Here is a 16266-nt window from a genome sequence, read left to right on the forward strand (position 1 = left end):
ATCGCCAGCAAAAGGTCCCGGCCATGAAATTGTTCTACTCTGCCACCAGCCCCTATGTTCGCAAGGTGATGGCCTGCGCCATGGCGCGCGGCATCGAGGCGCAGCTCGAAAAAATCCCGACCAATCCGCACGAAAGCCCGGCCGCGCTGGTCGCCGCCAACCCGTTGTCGAAAGTGCCGTGCCTCGTCACGCCGGACGGGTTTGCCCTGTTCGACAGCCCGGTGATCTGTGAATATCTCGATACGATTGGCGAAGCCCTGCCGCTGTTTCCCGCCAGCGGTGCGGCGCGCTGGGTCGCGTTGCAGCATCAGGCGATCGGCGATGGCATTCTCGATGCCGCGGTGTCGCGGCGGATGGAGAGCGTCAAGCCGCAGGAAGCCGCGCGCGACGCCTATATGCTGCGCCAGAAACAAATCGTCGAGCGCAGCCTCGCCACGCTTGATCGCGATCTGCCAGGCAAACTGCTCGACATCGGCACCATCGCGCTCGGCTGCGCGCTTGGCTACCTCGATTTCCGCTTCGCCGATGAAGCCTGGCGCAACAACGCGCCCCGGCTGGCCGCCTGGTTCGACGGCATCGCGACCGATCGCGTCTTCACGGAAACCGCCCCGCCCGGCTGATTGCGTCCGATCGGTCTCCGCGTATCACCCCGATGCGTGCCCCGATCCCCGAGTTGACGTCCGTGTCCACCAGCGGTTGAATGCCTGAAAACAATCAGGAGGACGCCATGGATGCCATTGTCTCGCAACCGAGTCTGATCGTCACAGGCTGGCTCGACCGGTTCGGTGCCGCGCTCGAACGCGGCGATATCGCTGGGGCGGTCGCGCTGTTCGCGGCCGATTGCTACTGGCGCGACCTCGTCACCTTTACCTGGAACATCAAGACGGTCGAAGGTCGCGACCAGATCACCGACATGCTCTCGACAGTCCTCGCGGACATCGCACCGAGACATTTCATCATCGAGGGTGAGGCAAGCGAGGCGGGTGGCGTGACCGAAGGGTGGTTCACCTTCGAAACCGCCACCGCGCGCGGCCGCGGCCATATCCGCCTGCAAGCCGGCCTGTGCTGGACCCTGCTGACCACCATGACCGAACTCAAGGGGTTCGAGGAACCGCGCGGCGCCGCCCGCCCGATGGGGGCGGCGCACGGCGTCCAACCCGGCCGTAAATCATGGCTCGATGAACGTCAGGACGAAGCCGCCAGCCTCGGTATCACCGAGCAGCCCTATTGCGTCATCATCGGCGGCGGTCAGGGCGGCATCGCGCTCGGCGCCAGGCTGCGCCGGCTTGGCGTGCCGACCATCATTCTCGAAAAAAACGAGCGCGCGGGCGATAGCTGGCGCAAGCGCTACAAATCGCTCTGCCTGCACGATCCGGTCTGGTACGATCATCTGCCGTATCTGCCGTTCCCGGATCACTGGCCGGTGTTCTCGCCGAAGGACAAGATCGGTGATTGGCTGGAATCCTACGTCAAGATCATGGAGCTGAATTACTGGACCCATACCGAGGCACAATCGGCCCGCTACGACGATGCGGCGGGCACCTGGGTGATCGAGGTTCTGCGCAACGGCGCGCCGATCACGCTGCGGCCGCAGCATCTGGTCCTGGCCACCGGCGTGTCCGGCTTTCCCAACGTGCCCAGCTATCCGGGCCACGAAACCTTCCTGGGCGAGCAGCACCACTCCAGCCGCCACCCCGGCGGCGAGGCCTATGCCGGCAAGCGCGCCGTGGTGATCGGGTCGAACAATTCCGCGCATGATATCTGCGCCGGGCTGTGGGAGCACGGCGCGGACGTGACCATGGTGCAACGATCCTCCACCCATATCGCGCGGTCCGACACATTGATGGATCTCGCCCTGGGCGGGCTCTATTCCGAACAGGCGCTGGCCAACGGCATCACCACCGACAAGGCCGACCTGATCTTCGCCTCGATCCCGTACCGGATCATGGCCGAATTCCAGAAGCCGGTTTACGCCGAGATGAAGCGGCGCGACGCCGATTTCTATGCCAGGCTCGAACAGGCCGGTTTCATGCTCGATTTCGGCGATGACGGTTCGGGCCTGTTCATGAAATACCTTCGCCGCGGCTCGGGCTATTACATCGATGTCGGCGCGTCCGACCTGGTCGCGAACGGCAGCATCAAGCTGAAATCGGGCGTCAGCGTCACCGCCATCAAGCCACACGCCGTCGCCCTCAGCGATGGCTCGGAGCTGCCCGCCGATCTGATCGTCTACGCCACCGGCTATGGTTCGATGAACGGCTGGGCCGCGAAACTGATCAGCCAGGAGGTGGCCGACAAGGTCGGCAAATGCTGGGGCTTCGGCTCGGACACCACCAAGGACCCTGGCCCGTTCGAGGGCGAGCTGCGCAACATGTGGAAGCCCACCCAGCAGGACGGGCTATGGTTCCACGGCGGCAATCTGCACCAGTCGCGGCACTATTCCCTCTATCTGGCGCTGCAACTCAAGGCCCGGATGGCAGGCATCGCGGGGTCAGTCTACGGCCGACAGGCGGTGCATCACCGCGCGTAGCAGCGCAGGGCGTTGGTCGCGAACACCGGCTCCGCCGCCGCGGGCATGACATCGCGCACCAACGCCTGGGCGGCGGCGAGCCAGGGCTGGTAATCGGCGGCGAGGCGCAGCACCGGCCAGTCGCTGCCCCACATCACGCGCGCCGCGCCGAACCACTCCAGCACGCAGCGCGCCACCGGCGCGACCGCGGCGAACGCCGGCGCCGGCCCGGCCTCGGTGATCAGGCCCGAGAGTTTGCAGCTGATCTCGGTCTCCCCGGCAACGCGACGCATCCCGTCCGACCACGCCGTCACGTCACCCGACGCGATGTCCGGCTTCGCCGCATGATCGATCACCATCGCGAGCCGGGGATGGCGTCGCGCCAGGCTGAGGCAATGCGGCAGATGGCGCGGGCGGATCAACAGATCGAGCACCAGCCCGCACGCCGCCATCGCGTCCAGCCCGCGCGCCACGTCAGGCCGCAGAATCCAGGCGGCATCGGCCATGTCCTGCAACATCGGCCGCAACCCGACCAGATCGGGCGCGCGGGCCAGCGTCTCGATCCGGCGGGCTGCGTCAGGTGCTGCCAGATCGGTCCATCCCACCACGCCGTGCACGAAGCCGCCGGCGTGCTGCGCGACGTCGAGCAGATAATCCGTCTCCGCCGCGGTCGGTGCCGCCTGCACCAGCACCACGCGATCGACGCCGCTGGCAGCGGACCGCGCATCCGCGGTGGTGAAATCACGGCAGATCGGCAGATCCGGCGTCAGCCAGCCGTAATCCCCCCGGTCGACCTGCCAGACATGCAGATGGGAATCGACGATCATAGCCCGGTCAGCGCGCGGTCCAGATGCACATAACCGCCATCCACATGGTGGAACTGCCCGGTGATGTGGCGCGCCGCATCCGACAGCAGAAACACCACGCTCGCGGCGATCTCGGCCGGTGTGGTCATCCGTGCCCCAAGCGGGATCATCCTTGTGATCGCCGCGCGCCGCGCCGCCGGATCGGGCATGCTTGCCAGCCACTGCCGATACATCGGCGTGTCGACCTCGGCCGGCACGACGGCATTGACCCGCACCCCGGCCCCGGCGAGTTCGGCCGCCCATTCCCGCGTCAGGCCCAGCTGCCCGGCCTTGGCGGCGGCATAGCCGGAGGTGCCGCCCTGACCGGTGAGCGCCACTTTCGAGGCGATATTGACCACCGCCCCCCGGCGCGCCCGCAGATGCGCCGCGCACAGATGCATCATGGTGTAATAGGGCACCAGGTTGCGTTCGAGCGAGGTGCGGAACGCCGCGACCCCGGCATCGAGCCCCGCGCCGTCGTTCACCCCGGCGTTATTGACCAGCCCATCGATCCGGCCGTGGGTCTCGATCACGCCGCTCACCGCCGCGGCACAGGCCGCCGGATCACCAAGGTCGAGCGCATAGGCCTCGCCCGCAACCGGCCGCGCCGCGCGATCGAGCACGATCGGCACGGCATGTTCCGCACGCAGCGCGGCAACGATCGCCTCACCGATGCCGGCGGCCCCGCCGGTCACCAGAATGATCCTGCCGGTGAGACCCATCTCCATCACGGCGCTCCGGTGAAGGCGTAATCGCGCAGCGATTGCGGCTTGATCGCAATCGAGTAGCCCGGCGCCCGCGGCGGCATATAGGCCGCATCGCGAATGACGCAGGGATCGATGAAATGCTCATGCAGATGATCGACATATTCGACCACGCGGTCGTCCATCGTGCCGGAAATCGCCAGGTAATCGATCATCGCCAGATGCTGCACATATTCGCACAGCCCCACCCCGCCGGCGTGGGGCCAGACCGGGAGCCGGTATTTCGCGGCCATCAACAAGACCGCCAGCACCTCGTTCAACCCGCCCAGCCGGCACGCATCGATCTGCACCACATCGATCGCGCCGCGCATGATGAACTGCTTGAACATCACCCTGTTCTGGCACATCTCGCCGGTCGCGACCCGGATCGGTGCCACCGCCGCGCGGATCGCCCGATGCCCCTCGACATCGTCAGGGCTGGTCGGCTCCTCGATGAACCACGGATCGGCAAAGGCCAGCCGGCCGACCCAGTCGATCGCTTCATCCACCTCCCAGACCTGGTTGGCATCGATCATGAACCGGCACGCCGGGCCGGCGATCTCGCGCGCAATCCGTAACCGGCGGATATCATCCTCGACCGATTGGCCCACCTTGAACTTGATGTAGCGAAACCCCTGATCGACCGCCTCGCGCACCAACCGGCGCAGTTTATCATCGTCATACCCGAGCCACCCGGCCGAGGTGGTGTAGCACGGATACCCTTTCGCCAGCAGCGTCTGCAGCCGCGCGTCCTTGCCGGCCGCCGCGTCGCGCAGCAGCGCCAGCGCTTCCTCTGGCGTGATGCAATCGGTGATGTAGCGAAAATCGATCGCGCGGACCAACGCCTCCGGGCTCATCTCGCCCACCAATTGCCAGACCGGCTTGCCTTCAGCCTTCGCCCATAAATCCCACACCGCATTGACGACGGCGGCGGTCCCGAGGTGGATCGCCCCCTTGTCCGGCCCGATCCAGCGCAGCTGGGAATCACCCGTTACATGCCGCCAGAACCGCCCGGGATTGTCGGTGATCCAATCAAGCTCCAACCCCACCACCAGCGGTGCGATCGCGCGGATCGCCGCAACCGCAATCTCGGTTCCCCGCCCGATGGTGAAGGTCAGGCCATGCCCGTCCAGCCCGTCCTGGTCGGTATGCAAAATGACATAGGCGGCGGAATAATCCGGGTCCGGGTTCATCGCATCGGACCCGTCCTTCAGCCGTGAGGTCGGAAACCGCAGATCGAACGTCTCAAACCCGGTAATCCGCACCTGCGTCATCTCCCCGTTTCATCGTTCGATCGCGGTCCACTGGATCAATGGCCGGACCAATGGTATGGCGTTATCAAATGCATCAGGGTCGCGCAAGCGGACCGCGAAGGAGTCCTCACCCATCATGGCACTGGCGCCCATCCGCAACCGCCGCCTGTACCGGCAGATCGCGGACCAGATCAGCGACCTGATCGCCGGCGGCACCTATCCGCCGGGCAGCTATCTGCCCGCTGAGCGCGACCTGTCGGCAAGCCTCGGCGTCAGCCGCTCCTCGGTGCGCGAGGCGCTGATCGCGCTCGAGGTGATCGGCCTGGTCGATGTCCGCGTGGGCGATGGCGTGCAGGTGTGCGCCCTGCCGCCGGAACCCATCGCGTCACCCGCCCGCGCCTCGCTGATGCAGCAGGCGATGCGCCTGACCAAACCAGGCCCCGATCCCGAATTGCCGGTAGCGCTCGACCTCGATATCGAAATCCCGCCCTTCGCTTTGTTGCAGGCACGGCGCGTGATCGAACCCGAATCCGCCGCCCTGGCCGCACGGCGCGCGACCGAGGCTGATATCGCCGCGATCGAGGCCGCCTTCGCCGCCGATGCCGCCGAGACCCGCACCCGTTCGACCACCCATCCCGGCGACCGGATGTTTCACATCCGCATCGCCCAGGCGAGCGGCAATGCGGCGTTCGAGCAGTTCACCATCATCCTGCTCGGCCACGCCTATGGCGGCATGTTCCGTCGCCTGCAGTCGCTCTACACCACAACGGATATGGCGTCCCGCTCGCAGACCCAGCACGCCGCCATTCTCGATGCCATCCGCGCCGGCGCCGAGGCGCGCGCCCATGCCGCCATGGCCGCCCATCTCGATATGGTGATCGATGTTTTCATGCGCGACTGAGGTTATCCCACGCTTAGCCGCGCGGCGCCGCTTGTCAGATGCGGCGCTTGTTGGTACGCGGCATTATTGGTCCGACCTTTAGGCCAATCAATCAGGCCGGTGCGGCGGTCGCCGCCATCGGCCAGGGGGAAACGAACATGCGGACATCATCCGCACCGCCGCACCGCCCGCCTGCGCGAGCAGGTCGATGAGCGCATCCGGGACCGTATCGAGCACCGCGGCGCTCGAAGTGTCCGGCATCGAAAAACGCTTCGGCGCGGTCGAAGTTCTGCGCGGCGTTTCGATGCAGGTCGCACCCGGCGAGGTGCTCGGCGTGGTGGGCGATAATGGCGCCGGCAAATCCACCCTGATGAAAGTGATCTCGGGCGTCCATCGCGCCGATGCCGGCAACATTCGCCTCGCCGGCCACGACGTTGCGTTTCGCACGCCCCGCGACGCGCGCGACGCCGGAATCGAAACGATCTACCAGGATCTCGCGCTTGCCGACCATCTCGATGTCGGCGCCAACATCTTTCTCGGCCGCGAACCGATCCGCCGGTTCGCCGGGCTGATCCCGATGCTCGACGAACGCAAGATCCACGGCGAGGTCGCTGCCCTGCTCGGAAGGATCGAAAGCCACATCCCCGATCCCTCGGCCCGGGCGCTCGATCTTTCGGGCGGCCAGCGCCAGGCCGTCGCGATCGCCCGGGCGCTGTATTGGAAAGCCAAAATCGTCATCATGGACGAACCGACCGCGGCCCTCGCGGTGATGGAGACGGAAAACGTCCTGAAAATGGCCCGCCAACTCGCCGCCGAGGGCATCGGCGTGCTGTTCATCGGCCATAATCTGGTCGAAATCCTGAAAATCTGCGACCGCGTGATGGTGATGTATCGCGGCCGCAAAGTGTTCGACGTGCGTTGCGCCGATACCTCGCAGACCGAACTGATCCGCTACATGACCGGCTACGCCGATGCTGAAACCAATAAAACCGAAGGGGAGTACCAATAATGTCCAGAATTACACTGTTGCTCGCAGGCGCCGCACTGCTCGCCGTCCCGCTGCAGGCGATGGCGAAAGACGCCACCGTCGCCGCACTCGCCACCCCGGCAAAACCGGCGAAGGCCTATCATTTCGAACTGATCACCAAATCGAACGCCTCGCCCTATTGGCTCGCGGTGCGGTCCGGCGCCGATGAGGCCGCCAAAAAATACGGTGCGACCGTCAGCTTCGAGGCACCCGCCAGCGGGCTCGATCTTGCGGGGCAGATCGGCATGGTCAACAACGCGGTCACCGCCGGCACCGATGGCCTGATCCTCGCCGCGCAAAACCCGCAGGCCCTGCTCAAACCGGTGAAATCAGCACTCGCCGCCCATATCCCGGTCGTCACGGTCGATTCCGGCCTGTCGCCCAACATCGCCGACACGTTCCTCGCGACCTCGAACATCGGTGCGGCAGCGGCGCTTGCGAAATACACCGCCGCGCACCTGATGCACGGCAAGGGCCAATACGCAATCGTCGATTTCAACCATACCGCCTCGACCGGCATCGCCCGCCCGAAGGGCTTCATGCAGGGCATGAAAGCCTATACCGGCATCAAGCGGATGGGGCCGATCCAGTATTCACAAAACGACGTCAGCACCGGCCTGCGCATCGCGACCACCATGCTGACCCAGTATCCCAAGCTCGACGTGATTTTCGGTGCGAACGACCGTGCGGCGCTCGGCCCGGCCGAGGCGGTGCAGCGGGCGCATTCCAAGGTCAAGGTGGTCGGGTTCGACGCCGATCTGGGCGAGATCGCCTATGTCAAAGCCGGCATCATCCAGGCCTCCATCCTGCAATCGCCCTACGACATGGGCTATTACGCGGTGGTCGCCCTGCTCGACAAAATCGCCGGCAAGACCCTGCCGAAGCGCATCAGCACGCCCTATTTCCTGCTGACGCCGGCGAACCTCGGCTCCGCCAAGGCAACCGCCGCAATCCGCCAGTACGCGCCCGACTACAAGCCGGCCGGCTGATCGCACAATGGACCAGCGCGTCGCGCCCAAGCCCGAAATCGAGACCATGCCGCGCGGGCGCGCCGCCCTGCGCTTCGTGCGGCAACTGGCCTTCGCGCTGATCAGCATCGTCGTGCTGATCATCATTTTCGGCATCCTGAACCCGCGCTTCCTCAGCGCGATCAACTGGTTCCACATCACCCAGCAGGTCGCCGTCATCGCGATTCTCGCAATCGGGCAGACCTTCATCATCGCAACCGCGGGCATCGACATCTCGCAGGGCTCGGTGGTCGCCTTATCCTCGATGATCTGCGCGATCATCCTGGTCGATACCCATCTGGGCATGGTCGCGGCGGTGGCGCTGACCCTGCTGCTCGGTGCGGTGGTCGGTGCCATGGTCGGCGGCTCGATCGTGGTGCTCGGCGTGCCGCCGTTCATCGCGACCCTGGGCATGCTCGCCATTGCGATGGGGGCTGCCTTGCTCACCACCAACGGCACCCCGGTGTTCGGCCTGCCGGATGGTTTCCAGGCGATTTCGCAAGGCACCATCCTCGGGGTCCCGAACATGGGCTGGATCGCGATCGTGATCGCCCTGATCGCGGCCTTCGTGCTGAACAAGACCCGCTTCGGCCGCTACACCCTCGCGATCGGCAGCAACGCCGAGGCCGCCCGGCGGGTGGGGATCAACGTACCGCGCCACCTGCTGATGATCTATATGCTCGGCGGCATCATCTCCGCGCTCGCCGGCATCGTCTACCTGTCCTACACGGCGGCGGCCCAACCGACCTCGGGTGGCAATTATGAACTCTACGCCATCGCCGCCGTGGTGATCGGCGGCGGCTCCCTGTTCGGCGGCGTCGGCACCATTCTCGGCAGCGTGCTGGGCGCCCTGCTGATGACCATCCTGAAAAACGGCACCCAACTCGCCGGCATTTCCTCCTACGTGGAACAGGTCATCCTCGGCATCGTGGTCGTCGGCGCCGTCTACGTCGATAATTTGCGGCGCCGGCTGCGTTAGTCAGCCCGACCCAGGCTCGGCACGGCCAGCCGATCCATCATTGAAATCGTTGAAAAAATTGGCGGAGGGGATGGGATTCGAACCCACGAGACGGTTTAACCCGTCTAACGGTTTAGCAAACCGCCGCCTTCGGCCACTCGGCCACCCCTCCGCCGGGGTACACGGCGTATGCAGGCGTGGTTCTAGTCAGCGCGGGCTGGTTCGTAAAGGGCGGATCGGTGGTTTGATGCGAAGGTGTCGCATATTCTGACAAATCGTTTATCTTGGTGCCCATGCCGATCAAACCGCGCCGCTGCGTCGCTGCGATCATGAACCCGCTGGGTCCAGGCGAACTCGCATGAGCCTCGGGCGGGGTGCTGCGCATGGGGCGGCCTGGAATCTGATGACCGCGGTCGGCGAGCGGGGGCTTGGCTTCATCGTGCTCGCGATCCTGATCCGCCATGTCACGCTGCGCGATGTGGGTGTGGTGGCGATTGCCTCCGCCCTGTCGGAGATCGGCCGGATGGTGACGACCGGTGGCGCCGGCGAGCAGGTGATCGCATCGCCGGGGGATCGGTCGGTCGAGGCGGGGGCGTTCTGGGCGCAGATGCTGCTGGCGCTCGCGATGTCTGCCGCCTTGTTCGCCGCGGCACCCTTGCTGGCGATGGCGTATGACGCACGGCCGATCGCCTGGGTGACGCGGGCTCTTTCGGTTAATATCGTGATCGGCGCGTTTCTGATCGTGCCGTCCGCAAGGCTGGCGCAGCGGTTCGGGTTTCGGGCGCTCAGCCTGATGTCGTTGGGTGCCACCAGCCTGGGTGGCGTGGTCGCGCTGGCGCTGGTGTTCACCGGCCATGGGCTGCCCGCACTGATCGCGCAGCGGATTGTGGGGATCACGTTTTATGCCGTTGCCGCCTCGATCACGGCGCGCTGGCGGCCGCCGGCGTTTCCGTCGTGGCGGGTGATCGGCGATGCGATGCGGTTCAACATTCCGATGATGGGGGCCGCGTTCGTCGATTATATCGCGGCGACGGGGTACGTCGTGCTGATAGGGATCCGCATGCCGGTGGCCGCGGTCGGGCAGTTCCGCATCGCGCAGCGCCTGGCCGAGGTGTTGCAGGAATTATCGATCTTTCCGGCGAGCAAGGTGTTTCTGCCGGTGTTCGTGGCGGTGCGCGATGAGCCTGAGCGGCGGTTTGCCGTGGCGCGGTCGCTGATGGATGTGATCGCGATTTTCTCGCTTGCGGCCGCGGCGATCGCCGGTGCGGTGGCCAAGCCGCTGGTGGTGCTGATGTTCGGGCCACGCTGGGTCGAGGCCGCACCCGTGTTTGCCGCGATGAGCCTGATCGTGCCGGCGGCGGCGATCTATGCCTTCGTCAATCCCATGCTCACGGCGTTGCGCCGGCCGGTGCTGGTCTCGGTGTTCGCCGGGCTCAATGCGGTGACGATTGCGCTGGCCGCCTGGTTTGCCGCACCGTTCGGGTTGATCACGCTTGCCTGGACACTCGCATTGCGGGGGGTGGTGACGGCGCTGCTGCTGCTGCCGGCGCTCTCGATCGGGATCGGCCGGTCGGCATGGCCGCTGCTGCGGCTGTTCGTGGCACCGTTCATCGCCCTGATTGCCGCACGGGTTGCGGCGGCGGCCGCGGTATCGGCGTTTGCCGGCGGTGCCTCGCTGGGGGCGGGGGTGATGGTGGCGCAACTGGCGATCGGTGGTCTGGTGGCGGCGGCGGTGTTTCTGGGGGTGCTGCTGATCCTGGCACCGCAGCGGGTCATCGCACTGGCGCGGCGCCTGCTTGCGATATTTCGCCGGACGGTGGTGGTGGCGGAGGTGGCGGAAGCGGGCTAGGCGCGTCGCCGAAAATGCGGGCGAAGCCTGATCGCAGCGCGGCATCGACCGCTGGCATGGGTGCGGCGATCCCGAGCGCTGCCAGCGAGGTCACGCCGTGGGCGCTGATGCCGCAGGGGATGATGCCGTCATAGGCCGCGAGGTCGGGGGCAACGTTCAGGGCGATGCCGTGATAGCTCACCCAGCGCGAGACCCTGACGCCGATCGCGGCGATTTTGGCTTCGCGGCCGCTGGCCGGATCGGCGACCCAGATGCCGACGCGGCCTTCGCGGGTTTCGCCGTGCACCCCGAAAACGGCCAGGGTTTCGATCAGCCAGGCTTCGAGCCCGGCGACGAACTGGCGGATGTCGCGCGCGGGCACGATGCCGTGTGGGCGGGCGAGGTCGAGCATGACATAGGCGATGCGCTGGCCCGGCCCGTGGTAGGTCCATTGGCCGCCACGGCCGGTGCGGAAAATCGGCGTGGCGCCAGGGGCGACGAGGTCAGTATCCTGCGCCGAGGTGCCGGCGGTGTAGAGCGGCGGGTGTTCGACCAGCCAGATTTGCTCGCGGGCTGTCCCTGCGCGGATCGCGGCGGCGCGGGCCTGCATGGTCGCGAGCCCGGCCTGGTAATCGAGCAGGCCGGGTTCGGTTTTCCACTCGATCGGGGTGGTTGTTGATACCGGCTGATCCATCGGCTATAGCGCTCCCGCGACGGTGCGGCCGTGGCGAAATGGTAGACGCGCAAGCTTGAGGTGCTTGTGGGGGAAACCCTGTGGAAGTTCGAATCTTCTCGGCCGCATGACCCTCCCCGATCCGGGGTTTTTGCCGTTTTTTCGTAAAAACGACGACCTTGCTTTTTCCCGATCGATGCCAAGCAGCCATGCGGTGCTGCGGTTGCCCGGATGTGAGGCATCGCGCATTGTCGGGGCAGCAGGGAGATCAGATAGCATGGACGACACGCTCCGTAAGGCCGCACTCGATTATCACCGCTACCCGCGGCCGGGCAAACTCACCATCACACCGACCAAGCGGATGGAGACCTCGCGCGATCTCTCGCTCGCCTATTCGCCCGGCGTGGCGGCCGCCTGCCTCGCGATCAAGGACGATCCGGATACCGCCTATGACTACACGATCAAGGGCAATCTGGTCGCGGTGATCACCAACGGCACCGCGGTGCTCGGGCTCGGCAATATCGGGGCGCTCGCATCCAAGCCGGTGATGGAGGGCAAGGCGGTGCTCTTCAAGAAATTCGCAGGCATCGACACGTTCGACATCGAGGTGAACGAGCCCGATCCGGATAAATTCATCGAAGTGGTCGCCGCCCTGGAGCCGAGTTTCGGCGGCATCAATCTTGAGGATATCAAGGCGCCGGAGTGTTTCCGGATCGAGCAGACCTTGCGGGCGCGGATGAATATTCCGGTGTTCCACGACGACCAGCATGGCACCGCCATTATTGTGGGTGCAGCGGTGCTGAATGCGCTGAAGGTGCAGGGCAAGTCGATCGAATCGGTGAAAATCGTCTCGTCCGGCGCCGGTGCGGCAGCACTTTCCTGCGTCAATATCCTGATCGCGCTGGGGGCTCTGCGCGAGAATATCACGATGACCGATATCGAAGGCGTGATCTATCAGGGGCGGCCCAAGCTCGATGCGACGCTGGAACCGGTGGCGCGCGAGACCAACGCGCGCACTCTGTCCGAAGTGCTGGACGGGGCGGATATTTTTCTGGGGCTTTCGGCACCCGGCGTGTTGAAGGCGGAATGGCTCGACAAATTCGCGCCGAATCCGCTGATCCTGGCGCTGGCGAATCCCGAGCCTGAAATTCTGCCCGAGCTGGTGGCCGCGCATCGGCCGGATGCGATCATCTGCACCGGGCGGAGCGATTTTCCGAACCAGGTCAACAACGTGCTGTGCTTTCCGTTCATTTTTCGCGGCGCGCTCGATGTCGGGGCGACGGCGATCACCGAGGGGATGAAACTGGCCGCGGTCAAGGCGATTGCCGAACTCACGCGGATCGAGGCATCGGACACGGTGGCGGCGGCCTATGGCGGCCATGCGCCGGTGTTCGGGCGGGATTACATCATTCCCAAACCGTTTGATACGCGGTTGATCCTGCATATTGCCCCGGCGGTCGCCCGGGCGGCGATGGCGGAAGGGGTCGCGCGCCGGCCGATTGCGGATTTTGATGTCTATATCAGGGAACTCGAGCGGTTCGTGTTCCGCTCCGGCCTGCTGCTGCGCCCCGTCATCGAGGTGGCGCGGTCGGCGAAATCGCGCATCGTCTATGCCGAAGGCGAGGACGAACGGGTGCTGCGGGCGGCGCAAAGCGTGGTCGATGATCATTTGGGCGTGCCGCTGCTGGTCGGTGATACCAACGCCATCGTGCAGCGGATCGGCGCGCTCGGGCTGCGGATGAAACCCGAACAGGATTTCCGGGTGATCGACCTCGCGCGCGATACCGCCCTGTCCGCCAGGCTGCTCGCCGATTACCAGCGCCTGGTCGGCCGTCGGGGCGTGCCGCCGGATGCCGCGGCGCGCCAACTCGCGCGGCGGCCCACCGTCGCGGCGGCGATGATGCTGGCCTCCGACGAGGCGGATGCCGCGATCTGCGGCGGACTCGGCGATTGGTCGCGCCAGTTCCGCTACGCGCTGCCGATCATTCCGCGCCAGAAAGGCATCAACCGGATCTCCGCCGTTACCGCGCTGATCCTGCAGAGCGGCAATCTGTTCTTCTGCGACACGCATGTGAACGAAGATCCGAGCGCCGAAGATATCGCGGAAATGACCCATCTGGCGAGTGCGATGGTGACGCGTTTCGGGATCGCACCGAAAGTGGCGCTGCTGTCGCATTCCAATTTCGGCGCCGCGCAATCGGCCTCGGCGCGCAAGATGCGCAAGGCCCTGGCACTCATTCGCGCGCAGGACCCTGACCTCGAGGTGGACGGCGAAATGCACGCCGATGACGCGCTGTTCGAGCCGATCCGCAATCGCTCGGTCTGCGATTCCCGCCTGACCGGCTCGGCCAATCTGCTGGTGATGCCGAATATCGACGCCGCCAATATCAGCTTCAACCTGCTGAAAGCCGCCGGCGAGGCGGTGACCGTGGGGCCGCTGCTGCTCGGCCTCGCCAAGCCGCTGCATATCGCGGTGCCGAGCGTGACGGCGCGCGGGTTGGTGAATATGAGCGCGGTGGCGGCGATGGAGGCTGTGCTGGCGGGGTAGGGAAGGGAAGGCTTCTTTTTTGTAAAAAAGAAGCAAAAAACTTTTTGACTCTGGGACTGGGGGTTTGGCTGGATTTCGCCACCTCCGCACGCCCATATTGTTACGATATCGTAACGATATGGGCGTGCGGAGGTGCGTTGATCACGCGGGCTGAATTTTGAAAGCGGGGGTTGGTGTGGGGGATTCGGACGCGGTGGGTTCCGGGGTGCCGAAGAGGATGTGGCGGCGGGAGTCGGGCGGTGGGTCGGGGGCGAAGGGGGGTTCGGTGGGCAGGTCGATGCCCATGGCGTTGTAGAGCGGGGTCAGGATGCGGATGAGTTTTGGGTTGGCGGCAAGGAATCCTGCAAATTCGGGGTCGGCGAGGATGTGTTGCAGGGTGAAGCGGGTGAAGCCGGTTTCGGGGATCAGGCGGTAGAGCCAGGCTTCGCGGCACGGCAGGGTGAGGCGTTTGCGGCGGGCGCGGGGTGGCTGCTCGGGCTGTGGTTGGGATTCGGGTGGGATTTCGGGCGTTGGTTTGGGGGTTGGTTTGGCGCGGGGTGGCATGGGGCCGCGGGCGAGGGCGGCGAGGAAGCGGGTGGTGAGGTTTTGCAGGCGGGTCCAGATCAAATTGACCATGGGGACGGGAACGTAGCCGGCGGGGCCGTGTTCGGCCACGGCGTCGCACAGCGCGTTCATCATGATGATGAAGCAGCGGATGACGAACGGGGGGTTGGTTGGGGTTGCTGACACGTTGGTAGCATAACCCGCCAGGGTGGGGGGTGAGAAAGCAGAAAATTCCGGCGCAACCCGGCCTTCGCCCCACAACAGCAACACCCCGCCCCGCCGAAATGCAAAAAAACGGCCCGTCGGGGGCAATCGCGTGATTTTCCGCTTGTTCAACAACGCGTTTGATGGCTTCGATGCTAGTGCATGAAGATGTCCGATCGAACCCGGGATCGAAATTTGTGAAGAGCGACGTCGATCGCTGGTTGATCGCCGCCGTGCTGGGACTGGCGGCACTCGCCGTGCTGTTCTGGCCACAACCAAACGGCAAACGCGATTGGCACACCGGATTGCGCCACCCCGCCCTGTGGGTGCTGCTGTCGCTCGCCGCCAGCTTCGCCGCGACCGCCTGGCTGCCCGGACGCGGTATCGTCGTGCTCGGCTTGCTCCCATTCCTCGGCACACTCTGGCCCCGACGCACCACCCCACCCAACCCACCACCCCAGCCGCCCCGCGCGGCACCACCGCCCAAAATAATGTCGCGCGCCGAAGCCCTCGATGTGTTCGGCCTCACCCCCAGCACGACACGCGAAGAAGTGCTTGAAGCCTACCGGCATATGCTGTGGTTCGCGAACCCCGATCACGGCGGCTCCGAATGGCTGATCGATAAATTGAACGAAGCCCGCGACGTCCTGCTCAAACGGTGACACCCCAGCATGAGATCCAGGGTTTTTGCGTGTGAGCCTTGGGTAAGGAAGGCGGGGGGCTTTGCCCCCTCGACCCCCACTAAGGGCGGAGCCCTTAGAACCCGCTAGTTTTAGGCAAGGGGAGGGCGCAGCCTCGGACTTTCCGCTGATCTGACCTGGACAGCCCTCCCCTTGCCTAAAACTAATAGATGTAACTGCCCAGGTATGTTCTGCTCCGGCATTTGACCGACTACGGGCAAGTGTGAGTCAAGGTGTGTATGGCATCGCCCGCACCTCCTGCTGCATTGGATATTCCGGCTGATGTTGCCTTCTACCAGGCGATCATCGCTGAATTGCGTGCTCAGAATGCGGTGCTTTTGGCGCGCGTGGCGGAGCTTGAGCGCCAACTTGGGCTGCATAGCGGCAACAGCGGCAAGCCGCCTTCCAGCGACGGGCTGAAGAAGCCGCCGCGCACCAGCAGCCTGCGCGCGGCGTCGGGCAAGCCCTCCGGCGGCCAGTCCGGCCATCCCGGCAAGACGCTGAGCCGGGTGGCGCACCCTGATACGACAATTGATCATTTTCCGCCGTCGTGCAGCGGCTGCGGTGC

The 16266-nt window shown here is 65.4% G+C and carries 15 protein-coding genes and 2 tRNA genes; 11 read left to right on the forward strand and 6 right to left on the reverse strand.

The window, feature by feature from the left end; all coding sequences use genetic code 11:
* Window positions 1–23 precede the first annotated feature (23 nt).
* A complete protein-coding gene (locus BW994_RS04965; RefSeq protein WP_029310582.1) occupies window positions 24–620 on the forward strand; it encodes a glutathione S-transferase N-terminal domain-containing protein in 597 nt (198 codons plus the stop codon).
* 107 nt (window positions 621–727) lie between these two features.
* A complete protein-coding gene (locus BW994_RS04970; protein ID WP_029310583.1) occupies window positions 728–2530 on the forward strand; it encodes an NAD(P)/FAD-dependent oxidoreductase in 1803 nt (600 codons plus the stop codon).
* On the opposite strand, the gene BW994_RS04975 is transcribed toward BW994_RS04970, so the two are convergent.
* From BW994_RS04975 to BW994_RS04985, 3 genes are read right to left on the reverse strand one after another with little or no spacing between them, the layout of a single operon-like run.
* Window positions 2518–3336, reverse strand: coding sequence for an amidohydrolase family protein (locus BW994_RS04975; RefSeq protein WP_029310584.1), 819 nt, complete (start codon window positions 3334–3336; stop codon window positions 2518–2520). The genes BW994_RS04970 and BW994_RS04975 overlap by 13 nt on opposite strands.
* Window positions 3333–4082 (reverse strand): SDR family oxidoreductase, encoded by a 750-nt coding sequence (locus BW994_RS04980; RefSeq protein ID WP_029310585.1) that lies wholly within the window; start codon window positions 4080–4082, stop codon window positions 3333–3335. The genes BW994_RS04975 and BW994_RS04980 overlap by 4 nt, the downstream gene beginning before the upstream one ends.
* Window positions 4082–5371, reverse strand: a complete 1290-nt coding sequence (locus tag BW994_RS04985) for an L-fuconate dehydratase (RefSeq protein ID WP_035227806.1) — start codon at window positions 5369–5371, stop codon at window positions 4082–4084. The genes BW994_RS04980 and BW994_RS04985 overlap by 1 nt, the downstream gene beginning before the upstream one ends.
* A gap of 115 nt (window positions 5372–5486) precedes the next feature.
* On the opposite strand from BW994_RS04985, the gene BW994_RS04990 reads away from it, so the two are divergent.
* The 4 genes from BW994_RS04990 (at window position 5487) to BW994_RS05005 (ending at window position 9243) form a co-directional block, all read left to right on the forward strand.
* Window positions 5487–6251, forward strand: a complete 765-nt coding sequence (locus tag BW994_RS04990) for a FadR/GntR family transcriptional regulator (protein ID WP_029310587.1) — start codon at window positions 5487–5489, stop codon at window positions 6249–6251.
* Between the two features lie 187 nt (window positions 6252–6438).
* A complete protein-coding gene (locus BW994_RS04995) occupies window positions 6439–7239 on the forward strand; it encodes an ATP-binding cassette domain-containing protein (protein ID WP_029310588.1) in 801 nt (266 codons plus the stop codon).
* The gene (locus tag BW994_RS05000) at window positions 7239–8246 is read left to right on the forward strand and encodes a substrate-binding domain-containing protein (RefSeq protein ID WP_029310589.1); all 1008 of its coding nucleotides are present in this window, start codon (window positions 7239–7241) and stop codon (window positions 8244–8246) included. The genes BW994_RS04995 and BW994_RS05000 overlap by 1 nt, the downstream gene beginning before the upstream one ends.
* A gap of 7 nt (window positions 8247–8253) precedes the next feature.
* On the forward strand, window positions 8254–9243 hold the full coding sequence (locus BW994_RS05005) for an ABC transporter permease (RefSeq protein ID WP_029310590.1): 990 nt from the start codon (window positions 8254–8256) through the stop codon (window positions 9241–9243).
* Between the two features lie 59 nt (window positions 9244–9302).
* Here the strand turns inward: BW994_RS05005 and BW994_RS05010 are convergent.
* A tRNA-Ser gene (locus BW994_RS05010) sits at window positions 9303–9394 on the reverse strand.
* A 186-nt stretch (window positions 9395–9580) separates the two neighbouring features.
* On the opposite strand from BW994_RS05010, the gene BW994_RS05015 reads away from it, so the two are divergent.
* Window positions 9581–11071 (forward strand): oligosaccharide flippase family protein, encoded by a 1491-nt coding sequence (locus BW994_RS05015; protein ID WP_029310591.1) that lies wholly within the window; start codon window positions 9581–9583, stop codon window positions 11069–11071.
* Here BW994_RS05015 and lipB read toward each other — a convergent pair.
* Complete coding sequence (lipB, locus tag BW994_RS05020; RefSeq protein WP_081848977.1) at window positions 10995–11744, reverse strand: lipoyl(octanoyl) transferase LipB; 750 nt, start codon at window positions 11742–11744, stop codon at window positions 10995–10997. The genes BW994_RS05015 and lipB overlap by 77 nt on opposite strands.
* A gap of 24 nt (window positions 11745–11768) precedes the next feature.
* Between lipB and BW994_RS05025 the strand changes: the two genes are divergently transcribed.
* Together BW994_RS05025 and BW994_RS05030 are read left to right on the forward strand one after the other, a co-directional pair.
* Window positions 11769–11851: transfer RNA gene (locus BW994_RS05025), tRNA-Leu, on the forward strand.
* 149 nt (window positions 11852–12000) lie between these two features.
* A complete protein-coding gene (locus BW994_RS05030; RefSeq protein ID WP_029310593.1) occupies window positions 12001–14271 on the forward strand; it encodes an NADP-dependent malic enzyme in 2271 nt (756 codons plus the stop codon).
* 141 nt (window positions 14272–14412) lie between these two features.
* On the opposite strand, the gene BW994_RS05035 is transcribed toward BW994_RS05030, so the two are convergent.
* A complete protein-coding gene (locus BW994_RS05035) occupies window positions 14413–15000 on the reverse strand; it encodes a hypothetical protein (RefSeq protein ID WP_139333987.1) in 588 nt (195 codons plus the stop codon).
* Window positions 15001–15215: 215 nt separating this feature from the next.
* Between BW994_RS05035 and BW994_RS05040 the strand changes: the two genes are divergently transcribed.
* Window positions 15216–15680, forward strand: a complete 465-nt coding sequence (locus BW994_RS05040) for a J domain-containing protein (protein ID WP_139333988.1) — start codon at window positions 15216–15218, stop codon at window positions 15678–15680.
* 257 nt (window positions 15681–15937) lie between these two features.
* On the forward strand, window positions 15938–16266 hold a 329-nt coding region (locus tag BW994_RS05045), incomplete at its 3' end, for a DUF6444 domain-containing protein (protein ID WP_083703295.1).

The organism is Acidiphilium rubrum (assembly GCF_900156265.1).
Taxonomy (GTDB): domain Bacteria; phylum Pseudomonadota; class Alphaproteobacteria; order Acetobacterales; family Acetobacteraceae; genus Acidiphilium; species Acidiphilium rubrum.

Excerpts from the sequence above, each read along its gene's own strand:
- lipB (WP_081848977.1), bottom strand. The coding sequence starts at position 11,744 with ATGGATCAGCCGGTATCAACAACCACCCCGATCGAGTGGAAAACCGAA.
- BW994_RS04975 (WP_029310584.1), bottom strand. The coding sequence starts at position 3,336 with ATGATCGTCGATTCCCATCTGCATGTCTGGCAGGTCGACCGGGGGGAT.
- BW994_RS04965 (WP_029310582.1), top strand. The coding sequence starts at position 24 with ATGAAATTGTTCTACTCTGCCACCAGCCCCTATGTTCGCAAGGTGATG.
- BW994_RS04990 (WP_029310587.1), top strand. The coding sequence starts at position 5,487 with ATGGCACTGGCGCCCATCCGCAACCGCCGCCTGTACCGGCAGATCGCG.
- BW994_RS05015 (WP_029310591.1), top strand. The coding sequence starts at position 9,581 with ATGAGCCTCGGGCGGGGTGCTGCGCATGGGGCGGCCTGGAATCTGATG.
- BW994_RS04970 (WP_029310583.1), top strand. The coding sequence starts at position 728 with ATGGATGCCATTGTCTCGCAACCGAGTCTGATCGTCACAGGCTGGCTC.
- BW994_RS05030 (WP_029310593.1), top strand. The coding sequence starts at position 12,001 with ATGGACGACACGCTCCGTAAGGCCGCACTCGATTATCACCGCTACCCG.
- BW994_RS04980 (WP_029310585.1), bottom strand. The coding sequence starts at position 4,082 with ATGGAGATGGGTCTCACCGGCAGGATCATTCTGGTGACCGGCGGGGCC.
- BW994_RS05005 (WP_029310590.1), top strand. The coding sequence starts at position 8,254 with ATGGACCAGCGCGTCGCGCCCAAGCCCGAAATCGAGACCATGCCGCGC.
- BW994_RS05000 (WP_029310589.1), top strand. The coding sequence starts at position 7,239 with ATGTCCAGAATTACACTGTTGCTCGCAGGCGCCGCACTGCTCGCCGTC.
- BW994_RS04985 (WP_035227806.1), bottom strand. The coding sequence starts at position 5,371 with ATGACGCAGGTGCGGATTACCGGGTTTGAGACGTTCGATCTGCGGTTT.
- BW994_RS04995 (WP_029310588.1), top strand. The coding sequence starts at position 6,439 with ATGAGCGCATCCGGGACCGTATCGAGCACCGCGGCGCTCGAAGTGTCC.